Annotated in this window: 19 protein-coding genes; 12 read left to right on the forward strand and 7 right to left on the reverse strand. The window is 36.2% G+C overall.

Features of this window, described 5'->3' with window-relative positions; all coding sequences use genetic code 11:
• The first annotated feature begins 74 nt into the window (after positions 1 to 74).
• From DU508_RS10565 to DU508_RS10600, 7 genes are all read left to right on the forward strand, one after another.
• Positions 75 to 569, forward strand: coding sequence for a cytidine deaminase (locus DU508_RS10565; protein WP_115402794.1), 495 nt, complete (start codon positions 75 to 77; stop codon positions 567 to 569).
• Between the two features lie 176 nt (positions 570 to 745).
• Complete coding sequence (locus DU508_RS10570) at positions 746 to 3,625, forward strand: DNA gyrase/topoisomerase IV subunit A (RefSeq protein ID WP_115402795.1); 2,880 nt, start codon at positions 746 to 748, stop codon at positions 3,623 to 3,625.
• 230 nt (positions 3,626 to 3,855) lie between these two features.
• Positions 3,856 to 4,140, forward strand: a complete 285-nt coding sequence (locus tag DU508_RS24065) for an RteC domain-containing protein (protein WP_317047847.1) — start codon at positions 3,856 to 3,858, stop codon at positions 4,138 to 4,140.
• Positions 4,141 to 4,180: 40 nt separating this feature from the next.
• Entirely contained in the window at positions 4,181 to 4,756 is a 576-nt protein-coding gene (locus DU508_RS10580) for a TetR/AcrR family transcriptional regulator (protein WP_158542154.1), read from the forward strand.
• A 66-nt stretch (positions 4,757 to 4,822) separates the two neighbouring features.
• Positions 4,823 to 5,596, forward strand: coding sequence for an SDR family NAD(P)-dependent oxidoreductase (locus DU508_RS10585; RefSeq protein ID WP_115403322.1), 774 nt, complete (start codon positions 4,823 to 4,825; stop codon positions 5,594 to 5,596).
• Positions 5,597 to 6,197: 601 nt separating this feature from the next.
• Positions 6,198 to 6,818: a nicotinamide riboside transporter PnuC gene (gene pnuC / locus DU508_RS10595; RefSeq protein ID WP_115402798.1), complete on the forward strand. Its 621-nt coding sequence runs from the start codon at positions 6,198 to 6,200 to the stop codon at positions 6,816 to 6,818.
• A gap of 48 nt (positions 6,819 to 6,866) precedes the next feature.
• Positions 6,867 to 7,955, forward strand: a complete 1,089-nt coding sequence (locus DU508_RS10600) for an acyl-CoA dehydrogenase family protein (RefSeq protein ID WP_115402799.1) — start codon at positions 6,867 to 6,869, stop codon at positions 7,953 to 7,955.
• On the opposite strand, the gene msrA is transcribed toward DU508_RS10600, so the two are convergent.
• From msrA to DU508_RS10630, 6 genes are all read right to left on the reverse strand, one after another.
• Positions 7,956 to 8,498 carry a peptide-methionine (S)-S-oxide reductase MsrA gene (gene msrA / locus DU508_RS10605; protein ID WP_115402800.1) on the reverse strand — a complete coding sequence of 181 codons (543 nt, stop codon included), beginning with the start codon at positions 8,496 to 8,498 and terminating at the stop codon, positions 7,956 to 7,958.
• 97 nt (positions 8,499 to 8,595) lie between these two features.
• Positions 8,596 to 10,011, reverse strand: a complete 1,416-nt coding sequence (locus tag DU508_RS10610; RefSeq protein WP_115402801.1) for a hypothetical protein — start codon at positions 10,009 to 10,011, stop codon at positions 8,596 to 8,598.
• A gap of 65 nt (positions 10,012 to 10,076) precedes the next feature.
• Positions 10,077 to 11,126 (reverse strand): hypothetical protein, encoded by a 1,050-nt coding sequence (locus tag DU508_RS10615; protein WP_115402802.1) that lies wholly within the window; start codon positions 11,124 to 11,126, stop codon positions 10,077 to 10,079.
• Positions 11,127 to 11,227: 101 nt separating this feature from the next.
• Positions 11,228 to 12,109: a class I SAM-dependent methyltransferase gene (locus tag DU508_RS10620; RefSeq protein ID WP_115402803.1), complete on the reverse strand. Its 882-nt coding sequence runs from the start codon at positions 12,107 to 12,109 to the stop codon at positions 11,228 to 11,230.
• Positions 12,110 to 12,416: 307 nt separating this feature from the next.
• Positions 12,417 to 13,169 (reverse strand): ABC transporter ATP-binding protein, encoded by a 753-nt coding sequence (locus DU508_RS10625; protein ID WP_115402804.1) that lies wholly within the window; start codon positions 13,167 to 13,169, stop codon positions 12,417 to 12,419.
• Entirely contained in the window at positions 13,169 to 13,903 is a 735-nt protein-coding gene (locus tag DU508_RS10630) for an MlaE family ABC transporter permease (RefSeq protein ID WP_115402805.1), read from the reverse strand. The genes DU508_RS10625 and DU508_RS10630 overlap by 1 nt, the downstream gene beginning before the upstream one ends.
• A 145-nt stretch (positions 13,904 to 14,048) precedes the next feature.
• Here DU508_RS10630 and DU508_RS10635 point away from each other — a divergent pair, with 145 nt between their 5' ends.
• The 4 genes from DU508_RS10635 (at position 14,049) to DU508_RS10650 (ending at position 17,152) form a co-directional block, all read left to right on the forward strand.
• A complete protein-coding gene (locus DU508_RS10635; RefSeq protein ID WP_115402806.1) occupies positions 14,049 to 14,738 on the forward strand; it encodes an SDR family oxidoreductase in 690 nt (229 codons plus the stop codon).
• Between the two features lie 19 nt (positions 14,739 to 14,757).
• Entirely contained in the window at positions 14,758 to 15,438 is a 681-nt protein-coding gene (locus DU508_RS10640; RefSeq protein WP_158542155.1) for a PspC domain-containing protein, read from the forward strand.
• 4 nt (positions 15,439 to 15,442) lie between these two features.
• A complete protein-coding gene (locus DU508_RS10645) occupies positions 15,443 to 16,414 on the forward strand; it encodes a LiaF transmembrane domain-containing protein (RefSeq protein ID WP_115402808.1) in 972 nt (323 codons plus the stop codon).
• Between the two features lie 129 nt (positions 16,415 to 16,543).
• A complete protein-coding gene (locus tag DU508_RS10650; RefSeq protein WP_115402809.1) occupies positions 16,544 to 17,152 on the forward strand; it encodes an RDD family protein in 609 nt (202 codons plus the stop codon).
• Positions 17,153 to 17,177: 25 nt separating this feature from the next.
• Here the strand turns inward: DU508_RS10650 and DU508_RS10655 are convergent, their stop codons facing one another.
• Positions 17,178 to 18,374 carry an ATP-binding protein gene (locus DU508_RS10655; protein WP_115402810.1) on the reverse strand — a complete coding sequence of 399 codons (1,197 nt, stop codon included), beginning with the start codon at positions 18,372 to 18,374 and terminating at the stop codon, positions 17,178 to 17,180.
• Positions 18,375 to 18,530: 156 nt separating this feature from the next.
• Here DU508_RS10655 and ispG point away from each other — a divergent pair, with 156 nt between their 5' ends.
• Entirely contained in the window at positions 18,531 to 20,552 is a 2,022-nt protein-coding gene (gene ispG / locus DU508_RS10660; RefSeq protein WP_115402811.1) for a (E)-4-hydroxy-3-methylbut-2-enyl-diphosphate synthase, read from the forward strand.
• Positions 20,553 to 20,675: the final 123 nt, after the last annotated feature.

Raw genomic sequence — 20,675 nt, forward strand, 5'->3', positions numbered from 1 at the left:
TTAATACAAAAAATAACTTAAATTGTTCGCCCGTTATAAAAATTTAACATTAACGGTTTCGTAATCAATTAAAAATGAAATTATTAAATTTAAATATAAGCTTTGAACAGTATGCAGGGATACATGAATTGGCTGAAAAAGACAGTGCACTTTGCAAACTTTCTGAGCAGGCATTATCTGGTTCTTACTCTCCTTATTCAAAGTTCAGGGTTGGGACAGCTGTTCGTCTTGCATCAGGAGAAACCATTTTAGGAAGCAATCAGGAAAATCTCGCATATCCATCAGGATTGTGTGCCGAGCGTGTAGCACTTTTCTCAATCGGGGCATCTTATCCAAATGCTGTTATAGAAAGTATGGCCATTACCGCCCAAACCGATAATTTCGAAATTTTGAAACCAATTACTTCCTGTGGAGGGTGTTTACAGGTTATGGCCGAATTTGAACGTAAGCAGTTCAGCCCGATTGAAGTGATTTTTTATTGCTTAAACGGAGAGATTTTGAAAGTGCCAAGTGTACAAAGTTTATTGCCGTTTTCTTTTGTAGAGGATAGATTGGGAGCGAAAGCTTAATAGCAGAGCATTTGATCTTCGGTTTATGTATTTAAGGGTTTTTTCACGGGAACAACGACCAAAACCTGGCGAACCTCGCTTTTAAAATCAAAATTTCATTGAGAAATGTGAATAACCTGTATTCATTCTGTGAAATCATTTTTATTATATTTACGGCTGCCAATTTTTGTAAATAGATGAGTGAAGAATTAGACCAAAACGTAAACGAAGAGCATAAACATACCATAACACCAATTAACGGTTTATACGAAAACTGGTTCCTCGATTACGCGTCTTATGTAATTCTGGATCGTGCCGTTCCTCATATTCACGATGGATTGAAGCCTGTTCAGCGACGCATTATGCATTCTCTTAAGGAAATGGACGATGGACGTTTCAATAAAGCCGCTAACGTTATTGGAAATACCATGAAGTACCACCCGCATGGTGATGCTTCCATTGGTGATGCAATGGTGCAAATCGGCCAGAAAGATTTGCTGATTGATATGCAGGGCAACTGGGGCGATCCAATTACCGGTGATAGTGCTGCTGCACCCCGTTATATCGAAGCCCGTTTATCGAAATTTGCCAATGAGGTTGTTTTTAATCCTGATACTACAGAATGGCAGCTAAGTTATGATGGCCGTAACAACGAACCGATTACTTTGCCTGTTAAATTCCCTTTGTTACTGGCTCAGGGAGCAGAAGGTATTGCAGTTGGTTTGGCCACAAAGGTAATGCCTCATAATTTTATCGAACTACTTGATGCGTCAATAGAAGCATTGAAAGGCGTTCGTCCGAACATCCTGCCCGATTTCTTTACAGGCGGTATGGCCGATTTTTCGAATTACAATGAAGGACAACGCGGCGGGAAAATTCGCGTTCGTGCTAAAATTACTGAAAAGGACAAGAAAACTTTGGTCATTACCGAAGTTCCTTACAGCACAACAACAAGCTCTGTTATCGACAGCATTTTAGCCGCGAATGATAAGGGCAAGATCAAAATCAAAAAAATTGAAGATAGTACCGCTGCGAATGTAGAAATTATTGTGCATCTGGCACCAGGTATTTCGCCTGATGTAACTATTGATGCACTTTACGCTTTTACCGCCTGCGAAGTTTCCATTTCTCCAAATACTTGTATCATTCAGGATGATAAACCACATTTTTTAAGTGTGAACGATATCCTGATTGAAAATACAAAACACACTAAAAGCTTATTAAAAAAAGAACTTGAAATTCGCTTGCATGAATTGCAGGAGAAAATTTTCTTCAGCTCACTTTTGAAGATATTTATTCAGGAGGGAATGTATAAAAATCCTGAATACGAAAACTCAGCAAATTTTGATACTGTTGTAGAGGTTTTACATTTATTGTTTGAACCTTTTAAACCATCACTTTATCGTGAAATATTACCTGAAGATTTTAAAAAGCTAATCGATAAACCAATGAGTAGCATCACTCGTTTTGATGTGAAAAAGGCCGATGAGCAAATGAAAAATCTGGAAGATGAAATAAAAGTGGTTAAAAATCATTTAAAACATCTTACTGATTATGCGATTGCCTGGTTTCAGAAATTAAAAGACAAATATTCAAAAGGCAAGGAACGTAAAACAGAGATTCGCTTATTCGATAGAGTAGAGGCATCTAAAGTGGCATTAGCAAACGTTAAGTTATACATGAACCGTGAAGATGGTTTCATTGGAACAGGTTTGCGTAAAGATGAGTTCATTGCCGATTGCTCGGATATTGATGAAGTGATCGTTTTCCGTGAAGATGGAAAATGTATTATTACCAAAGTGGCTGATAAGACTTTTGTTGGAAAGGGAATCATTCATGCGCAGGTATTCAAGAAAAACGATGAGCGTACCATTTATAACATGATTTACAAAGATGGATCGAGTGGTACAGCTTATATTAAACGTTTCGCCGTTGTAGGTGTTACCCGCGATAAGGAATACGACTTAACCAAGGGATCAAAAGGTTCAAAGGTTCTATATTTCACGGCCAACCCGAACGGTGAAGCTGAAATTGTAAATGTGGCTTTGAAACCGCATTCTAAATTACGCAAGCTACAGTTCGATTTGGACTTTGCAGAAGTGGCAATTAAAGGTCGTGGTTCGCAGGGAAACATTGTTTCTAAATACCCCGTTAAGAAAATCGTATTGAAAAGTAAAGGTGTTTCAACTTTATCTGGCCTTAAAATCTGGTATGATGATTTGCTGAAACGCCTGAATGTTGATGGCAGAGGAAAGTATCTTGGTGAGTTTGATGGAGATGACCGGATTCTGCAGGTTCATAAAGATGGTTATTATGAACTGAGTTCTTTTGATTTGAGCAACCATTTTGATGATGGCTTGATTTTAATTCAAAAATTTGCTCCTGAAAAGGTGTTTGCAGCAGTTCATTTTGATGGCAAGGCACAGAATTATTTCATTAAACGATTTGTTTTTGAATTACAGTCAATAGGTAAGAAAACGATTTTTATTAGCGAAGAACCTAAATCAAGATTGTTGTTTTTAACCGCAAATCCTGGGGCAAAAATCATTGTTGATGTTTTAAAAGGTAAAACTCAAATCCCTGAAACATTGGATTTGAGTTTAGCTGAACTGATTGACGTGAAGGGCTTGAAAGCAAATGGTAACCGTTTATCTCCTCATGATGTGCAGAAGGTAGTTTTGGAGGAGCCTGAAATTGAAGCGGAAGAAACAAATGAGAAGGAAGAAGGTGGAGAAGATGAAAATCCAAACGAAGCTGAAAATTCGGATGAAGTTGTTGCTGAAAACATTGAATCCATAATAGGGGAACAACCTGTTGAAGAGGTTCCCAATCTTAAGGTCGAATCAGCTGTTAAAGCAGAACCAGTAGCAAAAGTTAAGAAACCCATTGCTGAAAAAAAAGCAGTTTTAGTTGAAAAAACAAAAACTGATCAAAAGCCTGAGGTAATAAAAGAAGAAGAGGCCAAAGAAGTGGAAAAACCTAAAACCGAGGAAAAACCTGTAAAGAAAATCGACTTCGAAATTACCAATCCGGATGATATTGACATTGATGATAAAGGACAACTGGGATTATTTTAAAGTTTAGGATTTATTGTCTTTCATTGAACTTACTGTCATTCTTAGGGATAATTTTTTTCATAAAATCAATAAATAACATTGAGATTCTTTAGGTATTTCCCGCAGATACCACTGATTACGCAGATAAAAATAAAGTCTGCGTAATTTTCTTAAATCTGCCAGATATTTCTTTCTTTAAAATTAAGTTAAAACCATTATTAACCAATAAATTATCCCTCATTCTCAAATGCTTGTCTGAATTAAAGGAATATATTCTAAATAGAGGATTTAAGAGTATCAAAGAGGAAATCTATTTTTTAAAACATCAGGAACCCACCATTGTTTCCAAGCTCATTTACTACAATGGCATTTATAAAATCGAAACCAAAAAGCCTTACAGTGCAAAACCTATTAAGAAATATCTTAATGATGAATTGAGAAAACTCAAAAGGTATTTTGACAGATACTTTTGCACATTACAATACGGCAGACAGTTCCATCAGCAAGTTGTTCAAATAATCAAAAAAATAATATAATTCTTGAATGTTCATTCAAAAATTATATCTTTGTATCAAAATGGCAAGAAGCATAGAATTCGATGAAACAGATATTGTTTCCAGAGCACAGGATGTGTTTTGGAAAAAGGGCTATCAAGCTACTTCAATGCAGGATTTAGTACGGGCAACTGGATTAAACCCCGGAAGTATTTACAATACTTTTGGGAGCAAGCATAACCTGTTTTTGCTTTGCCTAAAAAACTATCTTCAACCCGTGCAGGATTTTAATCCAGAAAAATCGGGCAATAAAAATTCATTAATAATTTTGAAATCATATATTCAAGGAGTTGTTGAAGCAGGCGGCCTGACAGAAAACGCTTGTTTATCGGCAAAAGCATCTCTTGAAATGGGTGCGGCAGATGCAGACATTTGCGGGGTGCTAAAATCTTCTGCGAATAAAGCGTTTCAAAATTATGAGCAATTAATCATCCGTGCGCAGCATGATCATCTTGTTCGTCAGGATTTGGATGCCTCAGCTTTGGCGCAGCTCATCAGTGCCACAATTTCCGGTCTTGGTCAAAATTTTATTCTGTTTAAAGATAAAAAACGAATTGAAAAAATAGTAGATAATCTATTCATAATGATAACAAGCTGATTTTTTTTAACCATTTCTTGAATGATTGTTCAAGAATATTTTTATAATTATTTAATACATACAAAAATGTCAAAATTAAAAGGAAAAAACGCTCTGGTAACAGGCGGAAGCCGCGGAATGGGAGCGGCAATTGTAACCAAATTAGCACAAGAAGGGGTTGCGTTTATTGGTATACACTACGGTAGTAATCAAGAGGCTGCCCAAGCGGTGTTGAACAAAATAAGAAGCTTGGGAAGTGATGGCGTTCTCATTCAGGCAGATTTAAAGGAAGGCAAAAAGGCAGCCGATAAAATTGCATTGGAGTATGGAAATGCCCTGAAAGCCAATGTGGAAAATACGGGATTGGATATTTTGGTCAATAATGCGGGAATTGCTTCGGCTTTATCGTTGGAAAACACAACGGATGAAGACTACGAAAGCATTATGGATGTCAATTTCAAATCTCCATTTTTCCTTATCCAGAATTTGGATAAATTGTTCCGTAACGAAGGGAGAATTGTGAACATCACAACAGGTTTTGCCACCCGTTTGGCAGCACCTAATCATGTAATTTATGCCGCATCTAAAGCTGCTTTAGGAAATATGAGCCGATCCTTAGCGCCATATTTCGGTACACGTAATATTACGGTAAACACAGTTGTTCCGGGCTATACATTAACAGATATGAGCAAAGATTGGTTACAGGATGAACAGGCAGCCGCTTTTGCAAAAAGCCAATCTGTTTTCGGTAAAATTGGCACTCCTGAAGATATCGCCGATGCAGTAGCGTTAATCGTCTCTCCGGAAGCCCATTGGATTACCGGTCAGGATATTGATGCAACAGGTGGAGCAAGATTATAATTTTTTTTGGCTAATTCTTGAACAATTATTCAAGAATTAGCCAAATTAAATCATCAAAAACAAATTTAAAGAAGCTGTAAAGCAATTGTGGTTTTGAACATCTGTGTTAATGTATTTTGCTATTGCTCACAGGACAGGTTGTTTCAATGCGGAATACTTTTGTAGTAAATAAGTTTCCCTAAATTTTTTGGCTTAATATTCTTGAAAAAGTCAATCTCATGTTGTTCATTAGCCGCTTTGGGCTATATTAATCTTTTTTAAAAAAAATATCCTCAGGATTACAAAATGAAACAAAAAATCTAAATCTTCAATTTAAAAACTATATTTGCCTTACTCAAAGGGGTGCTTTTTTGATTTTGCAATTTCTGTTTTGCAATCAATAGGCTGAGATTATACCCATTTTAAGGTAGAAGGTTAAAAGGCAGAAGGTAGAAGGTTATGCATATTGCGAGCCTAAACCTCTAAACGCTAAACCTTAAACTTTAAATGCACCTGATTCGGATAATGCCGACGTAGGGAAGAGGTTGAATTTACAATGCTGTTTCGCCCTGAAAGCAGTTTTAAATTATTTTTTATTGGCCGAAAGGCAAAAGTATTGTAAATGAATTTTCAAGATTGGTTCAGGCTTTTTCAAGAGCAGATTTTAAACACTTCGATAATTGAATGGTTAGCTGTTGGCTTCGGCGTATCGGAAGTTTTATTAGCTAAAAAAAACAATATCTGGTTATATCCTACCGGGATAATTTCGATTATTCTCTCGATGTTTTTATTGTTGAATGTGAAATTATATGCAGAAATGTTATTGAGCATTTATTACCTCGTTATGAGTATTTATGGCTGGATCATTTGGAAAAAGCGGAAAGTGGAAGGGGAAAATCAAGTGTCATGGAGTACAAATAAAGAACTTACAGTTGCTGTTTTAATTTCAGTTTTGGGCTTTGGAATACTCTATTTTGCCTTGAAAAATCATACTGATTCTGACGTTCCGGTTTTTGATGCCTTTGTTTCTTCAACGGCCTGGGCGGGAATGTGGCTTTTGGCTAAACGCAAAATCGAGAATTGGATCTTTCTAAATATTTCCAATATTGTAGCCATTCCATTATTATTCCATAAGAAACTTCCTTTAATGGGATGCTTAACAACTTTTTTATTCATTGTTGCCATTTTTGGTTTTATTGAATGGAAGAAAATTATTGGAAAACGGAAACTACAAACAGCTTAACGTTGTTGCAAATTTAATCTGTGAATCTGCGGCAAAAAAACACAACAAATGCAAAATACATTAACACAAACCTGGCAGGAAAAGGTAAAGAAGTTTGCGGCAATTTCTGAGGAAATGGGCAAACTACATCCGGAAGTTTTAGAAGTTGCCTATCAGGAGAATTGGTTTAAACTTTTTGTACCTGAGGTTTATGGTGGTGCAGGTAAAAAACTTCCTGAAATATTAAGGCTTGAAGAAGATTTGGCTGAAGCCGATGGAAGCTTGGGCTGGACCATAACACTTTGCGCTGGAGCAGCCTGGTTTGCTGGTTTTTTGAATCCTGAACTTGCCAAAGAAGTATTTGCTGATCGTGAAGTCTGTTTTGCAGGGAGTGGGGCAATTGGTGGAACAGCCGTAGAAACCAATAAAGGCTACCTCATTAACGGGCATTGGAAATATGCCAGCGGGGCTTTACATGCCACTATATTTACGGCCAATTGCATACTCAAAAATGAAGATGGAACCGACATTTTAGATGAAGATGGAAATCCTGAGGTCAAATCTTTTATCCTGAAAAAAGATGAAGTGGAAATTTTGGCTGGCTGGTCTTATTTTGGCTTAATTGCAACAGGAAGCCATGCCTTTGAGGTAAAAAATTTAGAAGTGCCGGGTAACCGAACTTTTAAAATTAATAACGATATTAAAGTAGCTGATGAAGGTTTTGATTATCCGTTTTTGCAGCTGGCCGAAACTACATTAGCTGTGAACAGCCTCGGGATGGCGAATCATTTTATCAAACTGGTTGAAGATTCATTCTTTTCCAGATCTGGCTTAAAAAGATATTCAGAAAATCAAATTGAGTTTTTTACCGGAGAACTCGATCGCTGCAAGAAAGAGATTCGGGAATTACGGGTTGAGTTTTACAAAGCTTTTGATCAATCCTGGCAGGAGCTCATTTCCAATGGAGCAGCAAGCGCAGAAATATTGACTAAAGTGAGCTTATTGAGCAGAAAGCTGGCACATTCTTGTCGTAACGCTACCGACACCTTATTCCCCTATTGCGGACTTGAAGCGGCAAAAAAAGAAAGCGAGATCAATCGGGTTTGGCGAGATATTCATACAGCAAGTCAACACGCTTTACTTACTTTTGAAAGCTAGTTATGCTAAAAGTTCTGGTTTGATCTTTTCACTAAAGTTTGCAGAAAATTTGTTCAATTTTGGCTGAATTACAAATGCACAATAGGGTTTGCCCTGGTTTTTATTGAAATAATTCTGATGGTAATCCTCAGCCTCATAAAAATCGGAAACCTGAACAATTTCAGTTGTAACAGGCTCATCAAAAACATGTTGTTGGGTAAGTTCATCAATCATTTGCGCTGCCTGCCGCTTTTGATCATCATTTTCATAAAAGATTACAGAACGATATTGTGATCCAACATCGTTTCCTTGTTTATTCAAAGTGGTTGGATTATGCGTTTTAAAGAAAACCAATAATAAATCGCTATAAGAAACTATGGTTTCATCAAATTCAATTCGAATAACTTCTGCGTGCCCTGTGTCTCCATTAGATATTTCCATATAGGTAGGGTGCTTCAACGTACCTCCCATGTAACCTGAAATAACTTTTGCCACCCCTTTTAAAGTTTGAAACACCGCTTCAGTGCACCAAAAGCACCCGCCTCCAAATGTTGCTGTTTGCATATAGCTAATATTACGAAAACCATGCCATTATAGATTTAGAGATTCCAATTATAAATTGATTTAATGAGCTTAAAGGCAACTAATTATTGGTTATTGCTTATAAAGACCTTGTTTTTATCTTCTTTAATTCAGATTCAAAATTAGTTGTTGGATTTTTTTCTTCCTGAGCTTTTTGAATCGCTTTTTCTTGTGTTTTAACCGCTTCATCATAATAGCCCATGCGATAGAGAATATGAGCTAAAGTATCATAATATCCTGATATTGGATTTAATTCAATAGATCTTCTACTCCAAATCATCGCCTTACTTAAATAATTAATGTTTTTGGTGCCAATTTCATAGAATTTCCAGGCTGCGTTATTAAGTTCATTTGCATAATTAACCGATGAAGAAGATGTAACAGCTACTATTTCCTGTGTTACTTTTCTAGCTCCAGGAAGCTTCATCAGGCTATCCATCTTTTCTTTCGATACTATTTTCTTTTCAGCAGTTTGGGGAAATGGACTTTTTATATTGGCCTGACGGTTTCGATTCTCCATTTTCTTAATGCTATCTGCACTAATATTCATATAATGGTTATCATAAAAATAACTGGCTGTTTTTAAGTATGTTGCTGTATCCTTAATTGTACTATAATACCAAAGCATTTGATTGTTGTAAGCCTTATCACCTGCCCTGTAATCTCCAGACCATGTTGATCGGGCGAAATTCGCTCCTGCATATGCTTTTGCAGAATTTTTATTTTTTGCTGCAGCCAGCATGGTATTTGATATAATAGCATTATTAATTGCTATTCTCTTTTGCAATGGTTCTGTTTTATATAAACTATCGGTTATTTTTCTGTTGGTATAAGCTAGTTTGTATGCAGTACCGTCTGCGTAAGGTCCAGCTTCTAAAATATACAACACATTCTGATAATTGTTGAAATCTCCGATTTTTAAATTGCTGGCATACTGTTCAATAAGATCTGCATTATTGGTTATACCAACTTTTTTACGGGCGTCAATTAATTTCTTTAATAAAACAGTGTTTGTTTTATCGGCCTCATATTCTTTTTCCAACATGGAAATTGATTTTTCTTTATACGCTAACATCGCTTTATCAATCATCAATAAATACTTGGCTTTATCATTTGAATTTCCAAAGTCACTAAAAAAAACTTCTTTATCTGATCGAAGAAAAACATAAGCTGGAAAAGCTTTGATGTTTGCTTGCCTTATAATAGATCTAACACTTGTATCCAGCAGTGTAGTTTGATATACTATTGAAATATTATTGATTTTTTTGATGACCTCTTCATCTTCAAGAGCTGATTTAAAACTGCTTATAGCCTGTGCAGCAGTTGGATTATTTGTTTTTGGTCTATCAGGCGTATTAATAATGAGCAATACAGGTTTATTGGATCGAGCGGATTGTTCCAAAGTCGATTTTAAAGATTTAGAAGTTTTTAATTCCTGAGCAAAGCCTGTATAGGAAAGAAGCAAGGTAACGAGAAAAGCAAGAATGGGTTTCATTGGAGCAGAAATTTATGATAAGGATGCAAAAAGAAGCCCATGATTAAAATCACGGGCCTTGTATATTATTGATATTGAACGTAAATCGGTTTCGGTGTAAGTTTCATTAACTCTTCCGGAGTCATTAAACGGTTAGGTGCTTTCTTCAAATCGTTTTTGTAAAACAGTTTGAAACCTGTGAACTGAACTGGCTCACTTTGAATGAAGTGTCTATAGGTTCCTTTTTTCAATTCTGGTTCACCCCATCCATCCATATGCATTACTACCTGTACTTCAGGGCGTAATTTGATGTTTTGTGAGTTGGTAACCATTTTTTTCGTAAAACGATGTAATACAAAAACCTTTGGAGGCAAATTATATTTCTTAACCATATCGGCCAAATACCCAGTTACATAATTAATATCAGTAGCATCATACGTACCAATTCTTTTGCCTGGTAATGAACCGTCTTTCATAGAAAATTCCGGATCAATTCCTAAATGCACGTAGGGTAGTTCAAGGTATTTTTCAATATGAGGCAATTCAGCTTTAATGGTACTTAATGCCACCTGCAAATCTAAAAAGACAATGGTGTTTGGTTGCATTTTGGCTATTTTCAATACGGAGTCAATTTGTTTGTTGCCCATCCGATTAATATATTTTCCATCTTTTCCCGGTGTTCCGCTTGCCACTGCTGCAATATAGTGTAAACCTGGTTGAACAGGTGTTGATGGATCTACTTTTTCCCAGTGCTTCACTTCGGCATTCAAACGCTGCCACATTTCTTTCGGTGCATATTCACCTAAAGCGCCCATTTTTTTTGAGTGCAGATTACCATAATAAACAACTATACGTTTAAAAGGTAAAATAGCGCCAGCTAAAGGATATGGTTGTTTTTTAACAGGCCATCTGCCAGTTGTATCACCGTTGGCCAGTTTCTTCGTTAAAGAATCATATAGTTTTGGGTCAACAGGTTTCATTACATTCACTGTTGAATCTGTTTTTTTATTGGTGGTATCAGAAGAAAAGATTTTGCCAATACTGTTGCTACTTTTACCATCTGAGTTACAGTTGGCAAACAAACTGATTGCGGCAAAACCAAGTATTAGTGTGCCCGCTAATTGAGGAAATTTCATAAATATTATTATAGATTATTAAAGTTAAGACAGTTTTTCCGAATCTGTTTACATTGAAAGTAGGATGGAAATCGGATAGTTTAAAATAAAGTAATTAACATTTACACATTACAGAATTTGCCAAAAACACCTAACGGTAATTTAACACCTGCCGTGGCTTGTAAATACAGTTCTCCGGTTTCTAAATTTTTAACGCCAGGGAATGATGTGCGAATTAAATTTTCTACAATAACGGAAGAAAATCCCAAAGAATAAGTATTTAAGATTAAAAAATGTTCTTTTTCATCCAGTAACTGAACAACATCCTGCATCATTTTCTGAATATGGTCTTCTAATTTCCATTTCTCTCCATTTGGCCCATGGCCGTAAGCTGGTGGATCCAGAATGATCCCGTTGTATTTTTTTCCTCTCTTAAGTTCTTTTTTAACAAATTTCAAGGCATCTTCAACCATCCAACGGGTATCTTTTAATCCTGATAATTCTTGGTTTTCATTGGCCCAGGTAACCACTTGTTTAATGGAATCTACGTGTGTTGTTTCTGCGCCGGCAGCATTCGCAATTAAAGAAGCAGCGCCAGTATAGGCGAATAGATTTAAAACTTTTGGCTGAGGTGTTTTAAATTTTTTTATTGATGAAGAGATAAAATCCCAGTTTACAGCTTGCTCAGGAAAAACGCCAACATGTTTAAAAGAGGTTAATCCTAAACGCAGCTTAATAGCCACTTCATTGTTTTTATATGCTACATGCCAGCGATCTGGAATGGACTGATTTTTTTTTACCCACTCTCCGGAAGTTGCGGAGCGGCCCCTGAAGGTAATGTTAGCCGTTTTTTTCCATTCCTGCTCTGATAGTGTTTTCTTCCAAACAGCCTGTGGTTCAGGCCGAATTAAGATTACATTTCCAAAACGTTCCAGTTTTTCAAAATCCCCGCAATCAATCAGTTCATAATCTTTCCAATGGGTTGGGGCAAGTAATTGTATCATGTATTATAATAAAAAATTCGTCATTGCGAGGCACGAAGCAATCTTAATGCGATAGTTGTTTGATAATGTTTTTTAATTGAAGTCCAAGGGCTCATTAAAATCATCAGAGATATAAAATATTGTGCCCTTTGCGCACCGTATAAACTTTTAGGCTCTTTAGCTATTTTTACCTCTTCGTTTCTTTAGAATTTAGCTTTCAAAAAAATCGATAAAATTTTCAACCTCATTTACCATGTTTTCTGGTAAGGTTTCCAATTTATCAATGATATTTTTTGTTGCTGTAGTCCTAATCAAATATAAGAAATTTTTAAAACTTATCTTTTGCAGCTTTCATAAAGCGGCTGGCAAAAACAAAGTCGTTAAGCTCTTTAATATCGGTATGTGCAATTTCTTTATTACTTCCTTCCCAGAATTTTTTCCCTTCGTGCAGGAATAAGATATAATCTCCAATTCCCATTACCGAGTTCATATCGTGTGTTACTACAATGGTTGTTGTTTTGTACTCTTCCGTAATTTCCTGGATCAATTCATCAATAACGATAGATGTTTTTGGATCTAAACCTGAGTTGGGTTCATCACAAAAAAGATATTTCGGATTCATGGAGATAGCCCGGGCAATACCTACACGTTTTTTCATTCCTCCGGATAGTTCCGCCGGGAATAATTTGTTTTTTCCTGCGAGATTAACACGCTCTAAACAAAAATCCACTCTTTCCAGCTTTTCTTTTCTGGTTTGATCGGTAAACATATTTAGTGGAAACATAATGTTTTCTTCCACGGTCATACTATCAAACAGCGCTGAACCTTGAAAAAGCATTCCAATTTCTTTACGAACCTCAATGCGTTGTTCGTACGACATTGGCGTAAAGTCGCGTCCATCATACAGCACTGATCCCGAATCTGGTTGATGCAGCCCCACCATGCATTTCAGCAATGTGGTTTTACCTGAACCTGAACCACCAATAATTAAATTAGTAACTCCTTCTTCAAATTTTCCCGAAATACCTTGTAAAACATCGTTTCCAGAGAATGATTTATATATGTCTTTAATCTCTATCATTACAATAATAATTGGGTTACGATATAATCACAAGCTAAAATAGATATACAGCTAATTACAACCGCTCTTGTGCTCGCCTGCGAAACTTCCAAAGCGCCTCCGCGAACATAAAAACCTTCGTATGCCGGAACTGATGTAATGATAAAACCAAATACAAATGCCTTTACCAATGCTACAGTAATGGTATATGGGTTAAAATCAGTTGTAATCCCTTGAATGTATTCAGCTGGGGTAACAGCTCCTGAAATAGAACCACCGATATAACCGCCAGAAATACTTAAGAACATAGAAATGATAACCAACATTGGTACCATCGTAATGCCCGAAATAATTTTAGGAAGAATAAGGTAACCCGGAGCATTGATGCCCATGATTTCTAAAGCGTCAATTTGTTCAGTAACACGCATCGATCCAATTTCTGATGAAATGGCCGATCCAATTTTACCTGCCAAAACAATAGCACTAATAGTTGGGCTTAACTCCAATATGCTTGAATCCCGGTTAACAGAGCCAATAATTGTTTTGGGGATGAAATCACTAACCAACTGGAAAGCAATTTGTAAGGTCATTACCGCACCAATAAAAGTAGAGATAATGGCAATAAGCCCTAAAGAGCCAACACCGACATAATCCATCTGCTTGGCGATTTCTTTAAGGTATATTTTCAGTTTTTCCGGCCTTCTGAATACAGACTTGAGTAGCAGGATGTATCTGCCGAAATTGGTAAAATTCATTCCGTATGTATTGCTTAATTTAAATGATCATTTATAATACTACAAAGAAACGATAAAAAAGTTGTCGCTCTTTGATAATTGCAAAAATATTCGTGGTTTTGAATATAAATATGGTTTTTTGTTAACAAAAACTAATCCATAAAAAATGAAAGCTGTAATAACTGGTGCAACAAAAGGAATTGGAAGAGCAATTGCAATTAAACTTTGGCAGGAAGGTTATGATTTATTGCTCGCGGCAAGAGGTATAAAAGAATTGGAGAAACTGCGTGATGAATTGTTCATGACCGGTAGAACAGTTTTGATTTACGCAATGGATTGTTCAGTTAAACAGGAAGTTTATCAATTTCTTGATCATGCAGAATCGGCATTCGGATTTGTTAATGTTTTGGTAAACAATGTCGGAACATTTTTGCCTGGAAGTTTATTGGATGAGGATGATGAAATATTTGAAAAACAACAGGATTTGAATGTAAATGCAAGTTATTACATCAGTAAGTTTTTTGGAAAAAAAATGCGTTCAGAGAAACAAGGGCACATATTTAACATCTGTTCGGTGGCCAGCAAAGGGCCTGTAAAAAATGCCGGCAGTTATAGTGTAACAAAAACAGCGATGCTAAGTCTTAATCATGTATTGCGGCAAGAGTTAGCACCACACAACGTTAAAGTAACTGCTTTTTTGCCGGGCTCAACGAAAACATCATCATGGGAGGGAACAACAATTCCCGATGAAAAATTTGTACAGCCCGAAGATATAGCTGAAACTTTGTATACCATTTTAAACTTAAGTAAAGGGGTAAATGTTGATGAGGTTTTAATTACTCCGCTCGATTTTTAAACACAAAATGAACAGCGTTATGGAAAAGAAGCTTTTTAGAAACGAACACGATAAGATGATTGCAGGTGTAGCTTCTGGACTTGCAGATTACATGCAGGTAGAGGTTACCATAATCAGATTATTGTTTGCATTATCAACCATTTTTATGGCTGGTGCCGGCTTAATTGCCTATATTATTATGTGGATCATCGTTCCGGTAAACAACGATCCGGCGGCTAGATTCTCAAAATTTAACGATTATTTCAATAAAAATAATCCAAACACTCCGCCATTCGGAACAGCTGATCCGTTTACTGGCCCTGCAAGTTCAGGTAACACGAACTGGACTCAGCCAATTGATGAAACAGAAAAAAAACCATTTGAAACTCAAACCAATTTTAATAAACCTAATGATGCGGGCAGAACCATTGCAGGTTTGCTTTTATTGGTAATAGGGTGTTTCTTTTTAATGCACGAATTGGATTTCATTCCACATTGGTTTACCATCAGAAATCTTTTTAAATTCATGTGGCCTTTAATTTTCATCGCACTGGGAATCAGTATTATTGCTAAATCAAAAAGAAAAAATGAATGGGCCGCATTTCAAAACCAGCAAGCTCAGGATGAGCAAAAAAAAGCTGCTGATTTTTCTGATGCAATCATTGTAGAAGAGAAACCAACAGAAGATAACAATTCAACATCAACTAACCCTCAAGCATAACAACATGAAATTAGATAGATTAATTTGGGGTATTTTACTGCTTTTTATAGGTGGTGTACTTCTATTAGAAAACTTTGGAATAATTAATTTTTACTGGAGAAATGTTTGGAGCTTTTGGCCAATATTTCTGATTATTGCCGGTGTAAATATTTTGTTTAACAGAAATAATTCTCAAACAGGTAGCATGGTTTCCATTGCTGTGCTGGTTGTGGCTTTGGGCTTCCTTTTTTATAAAGGCCAACAGGTGCCAGACAGGAGCAACTGGTGGGGGCATAAATTCAAAAAAGACATTGATATTAACATTGACAATAATGATAATGACAATGATGATCAGGATACAGCCTTTAATAATTTAAGATTAGCAGAACCATTTGTTGAAGCTGAAAATGCAAAAAAAACGGTTTTGAATATATCTGGTGGAGGAATTTCATTTAATTTAGATGGAGAAACTTCTGAGTTGATCAATGCTGAAGTAAAGAAAAGACACGGTAATTTTTCTTTGAAAAAATTAATTACCGATTCTGCTACCATACTTACATTTAGTATGAACGACAGAAAAAGCAAATGGAAATTTGGTGATAATGGAAATAATGTAGATTTCAAACTAAATAAAGCTGCAAACTGGGATATTTTAATGAAACTTGGTGCCGGCGAGGCAAACTTTGATTTTGCTGATTATAAAGTTCGCACTTTTCGGTTTGATGGTGGTGCAGCTGCTTTGGATATCAAATTTGGTGACTTGCTGCCTATTACCGATGTGATCGTGAAATCTGGTGTTGCCGATGTTAAAATCAAGGTTCCATCAAACTCGGGGTGCAGAATTAAAACTAAAACTGGTTTGTCTGCCAAAGATTTTGAAGGGTTTGAGAAATTAAGTGATGGCGTTTATGAAACTTCCAACTATAAAACATCATCTAAAAAAATCTTTATCAATTTAGATGGTGGATTGAGTAACTTTGAGGTAAGCCGGTACTAATAAGGTAGAGGGCTTAAAGGCGGAAGGTAGAAGGTTTACTAGTCGGGCGTTTAAAAACTGATCTTAAAATCCTAACATCTTATGAATCTTAATAGCCTTTAAAAAATGATCTTAAAATCCTAGCATCCCATGAATCCTGAGTACACAGTTGTAATCAATGGCAAACCACAAGGTCCATATAGCCTGGCCGATCTTAAGGATTTAAATATTAAACCCAATACATTCATCCGTAAACCCGGAATGGACGATTATAAAGAAGCTCACGCAATTTCCGAACTGCGTGAGCTTTTGGGTTTTAAATATCAAAAAACAGCGCCACAGTATTTTGCTGCTTTTGATCAGCGCTTGCTGGCATCAGTAATAGATCATTTCTTGATTTTTGCCATTTACAGCATCGTCATTTTACTGAGTTTCATTTTTATTGAAGGAAAAGATCAGCGGATAATGGCTTACCTTATTCCTTTTCCATCCGTCTTTATTTTTAAACTGATTTATGGCAGTTTCGCCGAAGCATCAGCAGCGCAGGCAACCATTGGGAAAAAGTTGTTAAATATTAAAGTAACCGATTTAGAAGGTACACGAATTTCTTTCGGCAGATCCTTGGCAAGAAATCTCTCGAAAATCTTATCTGTGATACCTGTTTTTTTTGGTTATTTATATAGTTTCCTCAATAAGAAAAACCAGTGCTGGCATGATATCGCAGCAGATACATTGGTCATAAAGGATCGGTTGATTTGATGAATGATATAAGCATGTTCAAAAACTAATAGAGTAGCCCAAACATCCAAAGCGGTATTTTATTGTCAATTCCGGCTTCCATATCATCCATGGCAAAAAAAGAGTTTTCAATACCGTTTAATTGTTTTTTTGACTTCCCTTTTCCGCCAATTTCAAAAGTAAGTTGATCATCAACAAAAAAATCGCCTCTTAAGGGAAGATTTATTGAATGACCGACATTTTTTAATTGATTCATAAAGAATGCTTCACGCAACGCTCCCTTATCAGTGTTGTTTGGGCTTATAGCAAATAATAAATTGGTGTTCTCTAAAAATATTTTATCGGGTTTTTGTAACGTACTAATGCTTTTTCCGGCAGCAGTAAGCGAATTGATTAATCTTGCATTGTCTAAGTAATGTAGATATTCTATAATCATATTCCTGTTGATGCCTGTTTTTTCGCTTAGATTAGTGATGTTGGGTTTAAATGGAACATTGGTCGATAAAATATACATCAGTTGGTATATTTTTCGGGAATGATGAGGGTTAAAACCTGCTATAAATTGTAAGTCTTCTTCTATAATAAGCCTTACTACTTTTTCTAAACGTAAATGATAAGTGTTTATATTTTCGATAAAAAATGGATAATAGCCATGTTTAAGGTAATCATTAAAATATTGTAAAGGTTTAAAATTGCCAATAATGCTGTTTGCAATTTCTACATGGTTATTTAGTATATCTGCAAGTGAAATAGCACCTAAATTTATAACACCTCTAAAATTTAAAAATTCGCGATAAGATAAGCCTGTTAATTCATATTGAACAGCCCGGCGGCTTAAATCGGCATTTTGACGTGAAATATCAATAATAGATGAGCCAGTAAATACAATTTTTAAATCTTTATAAAAATCGTAAATGTTTTTAATTTCTTTTGCCCAGTCCGGATATTTATGCACTTCATCTATAAAAAGTATTTTGCCACCATTTTGCCTAAATTCTACTGCGAAATCGATCAAGCTATGGACAGTAAAGTATATATCATCCATAGTAATGTATAAGGCATTACTGCTTAATCCATATTCCAGTTTTATTCGCTGCAACATCAAGGTCGTTTTTCCGGTGCCTCGGGCGCCTAAAATACCAATTAACCTATCGTTCCAATCAATTTTTTTGATTAAAGGCCTTACAATATCCGTTGATTGTTGTTGTACAACCAAATTAGATTTTATTTGAATATTTTCCATTTGATGTATTGTATTAGCAAAAATAGGTAAAATTGCTATAAATTTATAGCAATTTTACCTATTTTTGCTATATTCTAAGATCAGAATAATCCTTTTATATACTCCTTTAAGAATTTAACATTAAAACATTCCAACAATCCTTATCTTTGCAATCGCATGGAAAATATATTGGTAAAGCATGATTTAAGTGGAGGATATTGCAATAGTTTAACGCAATATTCGAGGTATTTAACCCGCGAGGTTAATATTGGAGATATCGCTTTAGGCGGGCATAATCCAATTCGAATCCAATCCATGACAACCACTGATACCATGGATACCATAGGAACAGTTGAGCAAACCATCCGCATGGTAGAATCAGGTTGCGAATATGTTCGTATTACTGCACCAAGCATTAAGGAAGCTGAAAATCTGGCCAATATTAAGAAAGAACTGCGCTTTCGTGGATATCATGTTCCCCTCATTGCTGATATTCATTTTACTCCGAATGCCGCTGAAATGGCTGCCAGGATTGTAGAAAAGGTTCGTGTAAATCCAGGAAATTACGCTGATAAGAAGAAATTTGAAAATATCGAATATACGCAGGATGCTTATAACGCAGAACTGGACAGAATTTACAAGAAGTTTATTCCGTTGGTAAAAATCTGCAAAGAATATGGTACAGCCATGCGTATTGGCACCAATCACGGTTCACTGTCCGACAGGATCATGAGTCACTATGGTGACACGCCAAGGGGAATGGTAGAATCGGCAATGGAATTTATTCGCATGTGTGAAGATCAGAATTATTACAATCTGGTTATCTCCATGAAAGCAAGTAATACACAGGTCATGGTTCAGGCCTATCGTTTATTGGTAGAAACCATGGCGAAAGAAGGGATGAATTATCCTTTACATTTAGGAGTAACTGAAGCTGGCGATGGAGAAGACGGGCGTATTAAATCGGCCGTGGGAATTGGTACTTTATTGGAAGACGGGTTGGGTGATACCATTCGTGTTTCTTTAACAGAAGATCCTGAATTTGAAGCACCAGTTGCAAAAGCTTTAGCCGATCGATATGTTTTGAGGAGTCAGAAGTCCGGAGTCGGAAGTCAGAAGTCTGAAAATGCAAATGAATTTGAATCGATAAATCTTCGGACTCCGGACTCCGGACTCCGGACTTATTCTCCCTATTCCTATTCCAGACGCATAACTCAACCTGTTCAGCACATCGGTGGGCATCATCATCCAGTTGTAATGATTGATGTTTCTAAAGAAAACCTGAAAGATCCTTATTTCTTAAGTTCTGTTGGATACCATTATAGCGCTGGTTTAGATAAATATAATCTGGCCGACCAAGCTTGTGATTTAGCTTATTTAGGCGATAACTTACCGTCGTTTTCTTTTCCTGGAAATCTGAAACAGATTTACAATTATCATACATGGTTGGGCTTAAAAGATAAAAATAACTGTCATCCGCTATTTTCTTTTGAAGAATTCAATAAGACTGAAATTAAGGATGAACTATTAAATTTCGTTCAGATTGATGCTAAACAGTTGACCTATTTAGCGATTAACCAATCAACCAATTCAATAATTCAACAATTTAACAATGTTGTCCTTATCCTGGAAACATCAGCCGAGCACGAAATGGCAGAACAAAGAGCATTCTTTGTGGCTTTGCAAGAGAAAAACATTCAAATTCCGGTAATCATCAAAAGAACTTATAAAGATTTAGATGCTGATCATTTAATGCTATATGCTGCGACTGATTTGGGCGCTTTGCTAACTGATGGTTTTGGAGATGGCGTTTGGATTGATGCAGCTGGCTTAAACCTGGGTTTAATAAACTCAACCAGTTTCGGTGTTTTGCAGGCTACCCGTACCAGAATCAGTAAAACGGAATATATTTCTTGTCCGAGTTGTGGAAGAACACTTTTCGATTTACAGGAAACCACACAATTAATCCGTTCAAGAACTGATCATTTAAAAGGGATCAAAATCGGTATTATGGGTTGTATTGTAAATGGGCCTGGTGAAATGGCCGATGCCGATTACGGTTATGTTGGAACCGGCCCTGATAAGATTACATTGTACCGTGGAAAGGAAGTGGTAAAGAAAAATGTAACTACTGCATACGCATTGGATGAATTGATTGATATCATTAAAGATGATGGGAATTGGGTAGAAAAAGTTTAGCGTTATCATCATTGCGAGGCACGAAGCAATCTTATTAGTAGGTGCATTTTCATTCTGAGCCTGTTGAAGAAGTGTTTTTATATCAACATAATATTGCTACAGCTATTAATAAACTAACCAGGA

The organism is Pedobacter chinensis (genome assembly GCF_003339865.1).
Lineage (GTDB): Bacteria > Bacteroidota > Bacteroidia > Sphingobacteriales > Sphingobacteriaceae > Pedobacter > Pedobacter chinensis.

What these genes read in the sequence shown, in the direction of transcription:
- DU508_RS10585 (WP_115403322.1), top strand. Translation starts at nt 4,823, where the DNA reads ATGTCAAAATTAAAAGGAAAAAACGCTCTGGTAACAGGCGGAAGCCGC.
- DU508_RS10640 (WP_158542155.1), top strand. Translation starts at nt 14,758, where the DNA reads ATGGAAAAGAAGCTTTTTAGAAACGAACACGATAAGATGATTGCAGGT.
- DU508_RS10600 (WP_115402799.1), top strand. Translation starts at nt 6,867, where the DNA reads ATGCAAAATACATTAACACAAACCTGGCAGGAAAAGGTAAAGAAGTTT.
- DU508_RS10610 (WP_115402801.1), bottom strand. Translation starts at nt 10,011, where the DNA reads ATGAAACCCATTCTTGCTTTTCTCGTTACCTTGCTTCTTTCCTATACA.
- DU508_RS10570 (WP_115402795.1), top strand. Translation starts at nt 746, where the DNA reads ATGAGTGAAGAATTAGACCAAAACGTAAACGAAGAGCATAAACATACC.
- ispG (WP_115402811.1), top strand. Translation starts at nt 18,531, where the DNA reads ATGGAAAATATATTGGTAAAGCATGATTTAAGTGGAGGATATTGCAAT.
- DU508_RS10620 (WP_115402803.1), bottom strand. Translation starts at nt 12,109, where the DNA reads ATGATACAATTACTTGCCCCAACCCATTGGAAAGATTATGAACTGATT.
- DU508_RS10625 (WP_115402804.1), bottom strand. Translation starts at nt 13,169, where the DNA reads ATGATAGAGATTAAAGACATATATAAATCATTCTCTGGAAACGATGTT.
- DU508_RS10655 (WP_115402810.1), bottom strand. Translation starts at nt 18,374, where the DNA reads ATGGAAAATATTCAAATAAAATCTAATTTGGTTGTACAACAACAATCA.
- msrA (WP_115402800.1), bottom strand. Translation starts at nt 8,498, where the DNA reads ATGCAAACAGCAACATTTGGAGGCGGGTGCTTTTGGTGCACTGAAGCG.
- DU508_RS10645 (WP_115402808.1), top strand. Translation starts at nt 15,443, where the DNA reads ATGAAATTAGATAGATTAATTTGGGGTATTTTACTGCTTTTTATAGGT.
- DU508_RS10650 (WP_115402809.1), top strand. Translation starts at nt 16,544, where the DNA reads ATGAATCCTGAGTACACAGTTGTAATCAATGGCAAACCACAAGGTCCA.
- DU508_RS10580 (WP_158542154.1), top strand. Translation starts at nt 4,181, where the DNA reads ATGGCAAGAAGCATAGAATTCGATGAAACAGATATTGTTTCCAGAGCA.
- DU508_RS10615 (WP_115402802.1), bottom strand. Translation starts at nt 11,126, where the DNA reads ATGAAATTTCCTCAATTAGCGGGCACACTAATACTTGGTTTTGCCGCA.
- DU508_RS10635 (WP_115402806.1), top strand. Translation starts at nt 14,049, where the DNA reads ATGAAAGCTGTAATAACTGGTGCAACAAAAGGAATTGGAAGAGCAATT.
- DU508_RS10630 (WP_115402805.1), bottom strand. Translation starts at nt 13,903, where the DNA reads ATGAATTTTACCAATTTCGGCAGATACATCCTGCTACTCAAGTCTGTA.
- pnuC (WP_115402798.1), top strand. Translation starts at nt 6,198, where the DNA reads ATGAATTTTCAAGATTGGTTCAGGCTTTTTCAAGAGCAGATTTTAAAC.
- DU508_RS10565 (WP_115402794.1), top strand. Translation starts at nt 75, where the DNA reads ATGAAATTATTAAATTTAAATATAAGCTTTGAACAGTATGCAGGGATA.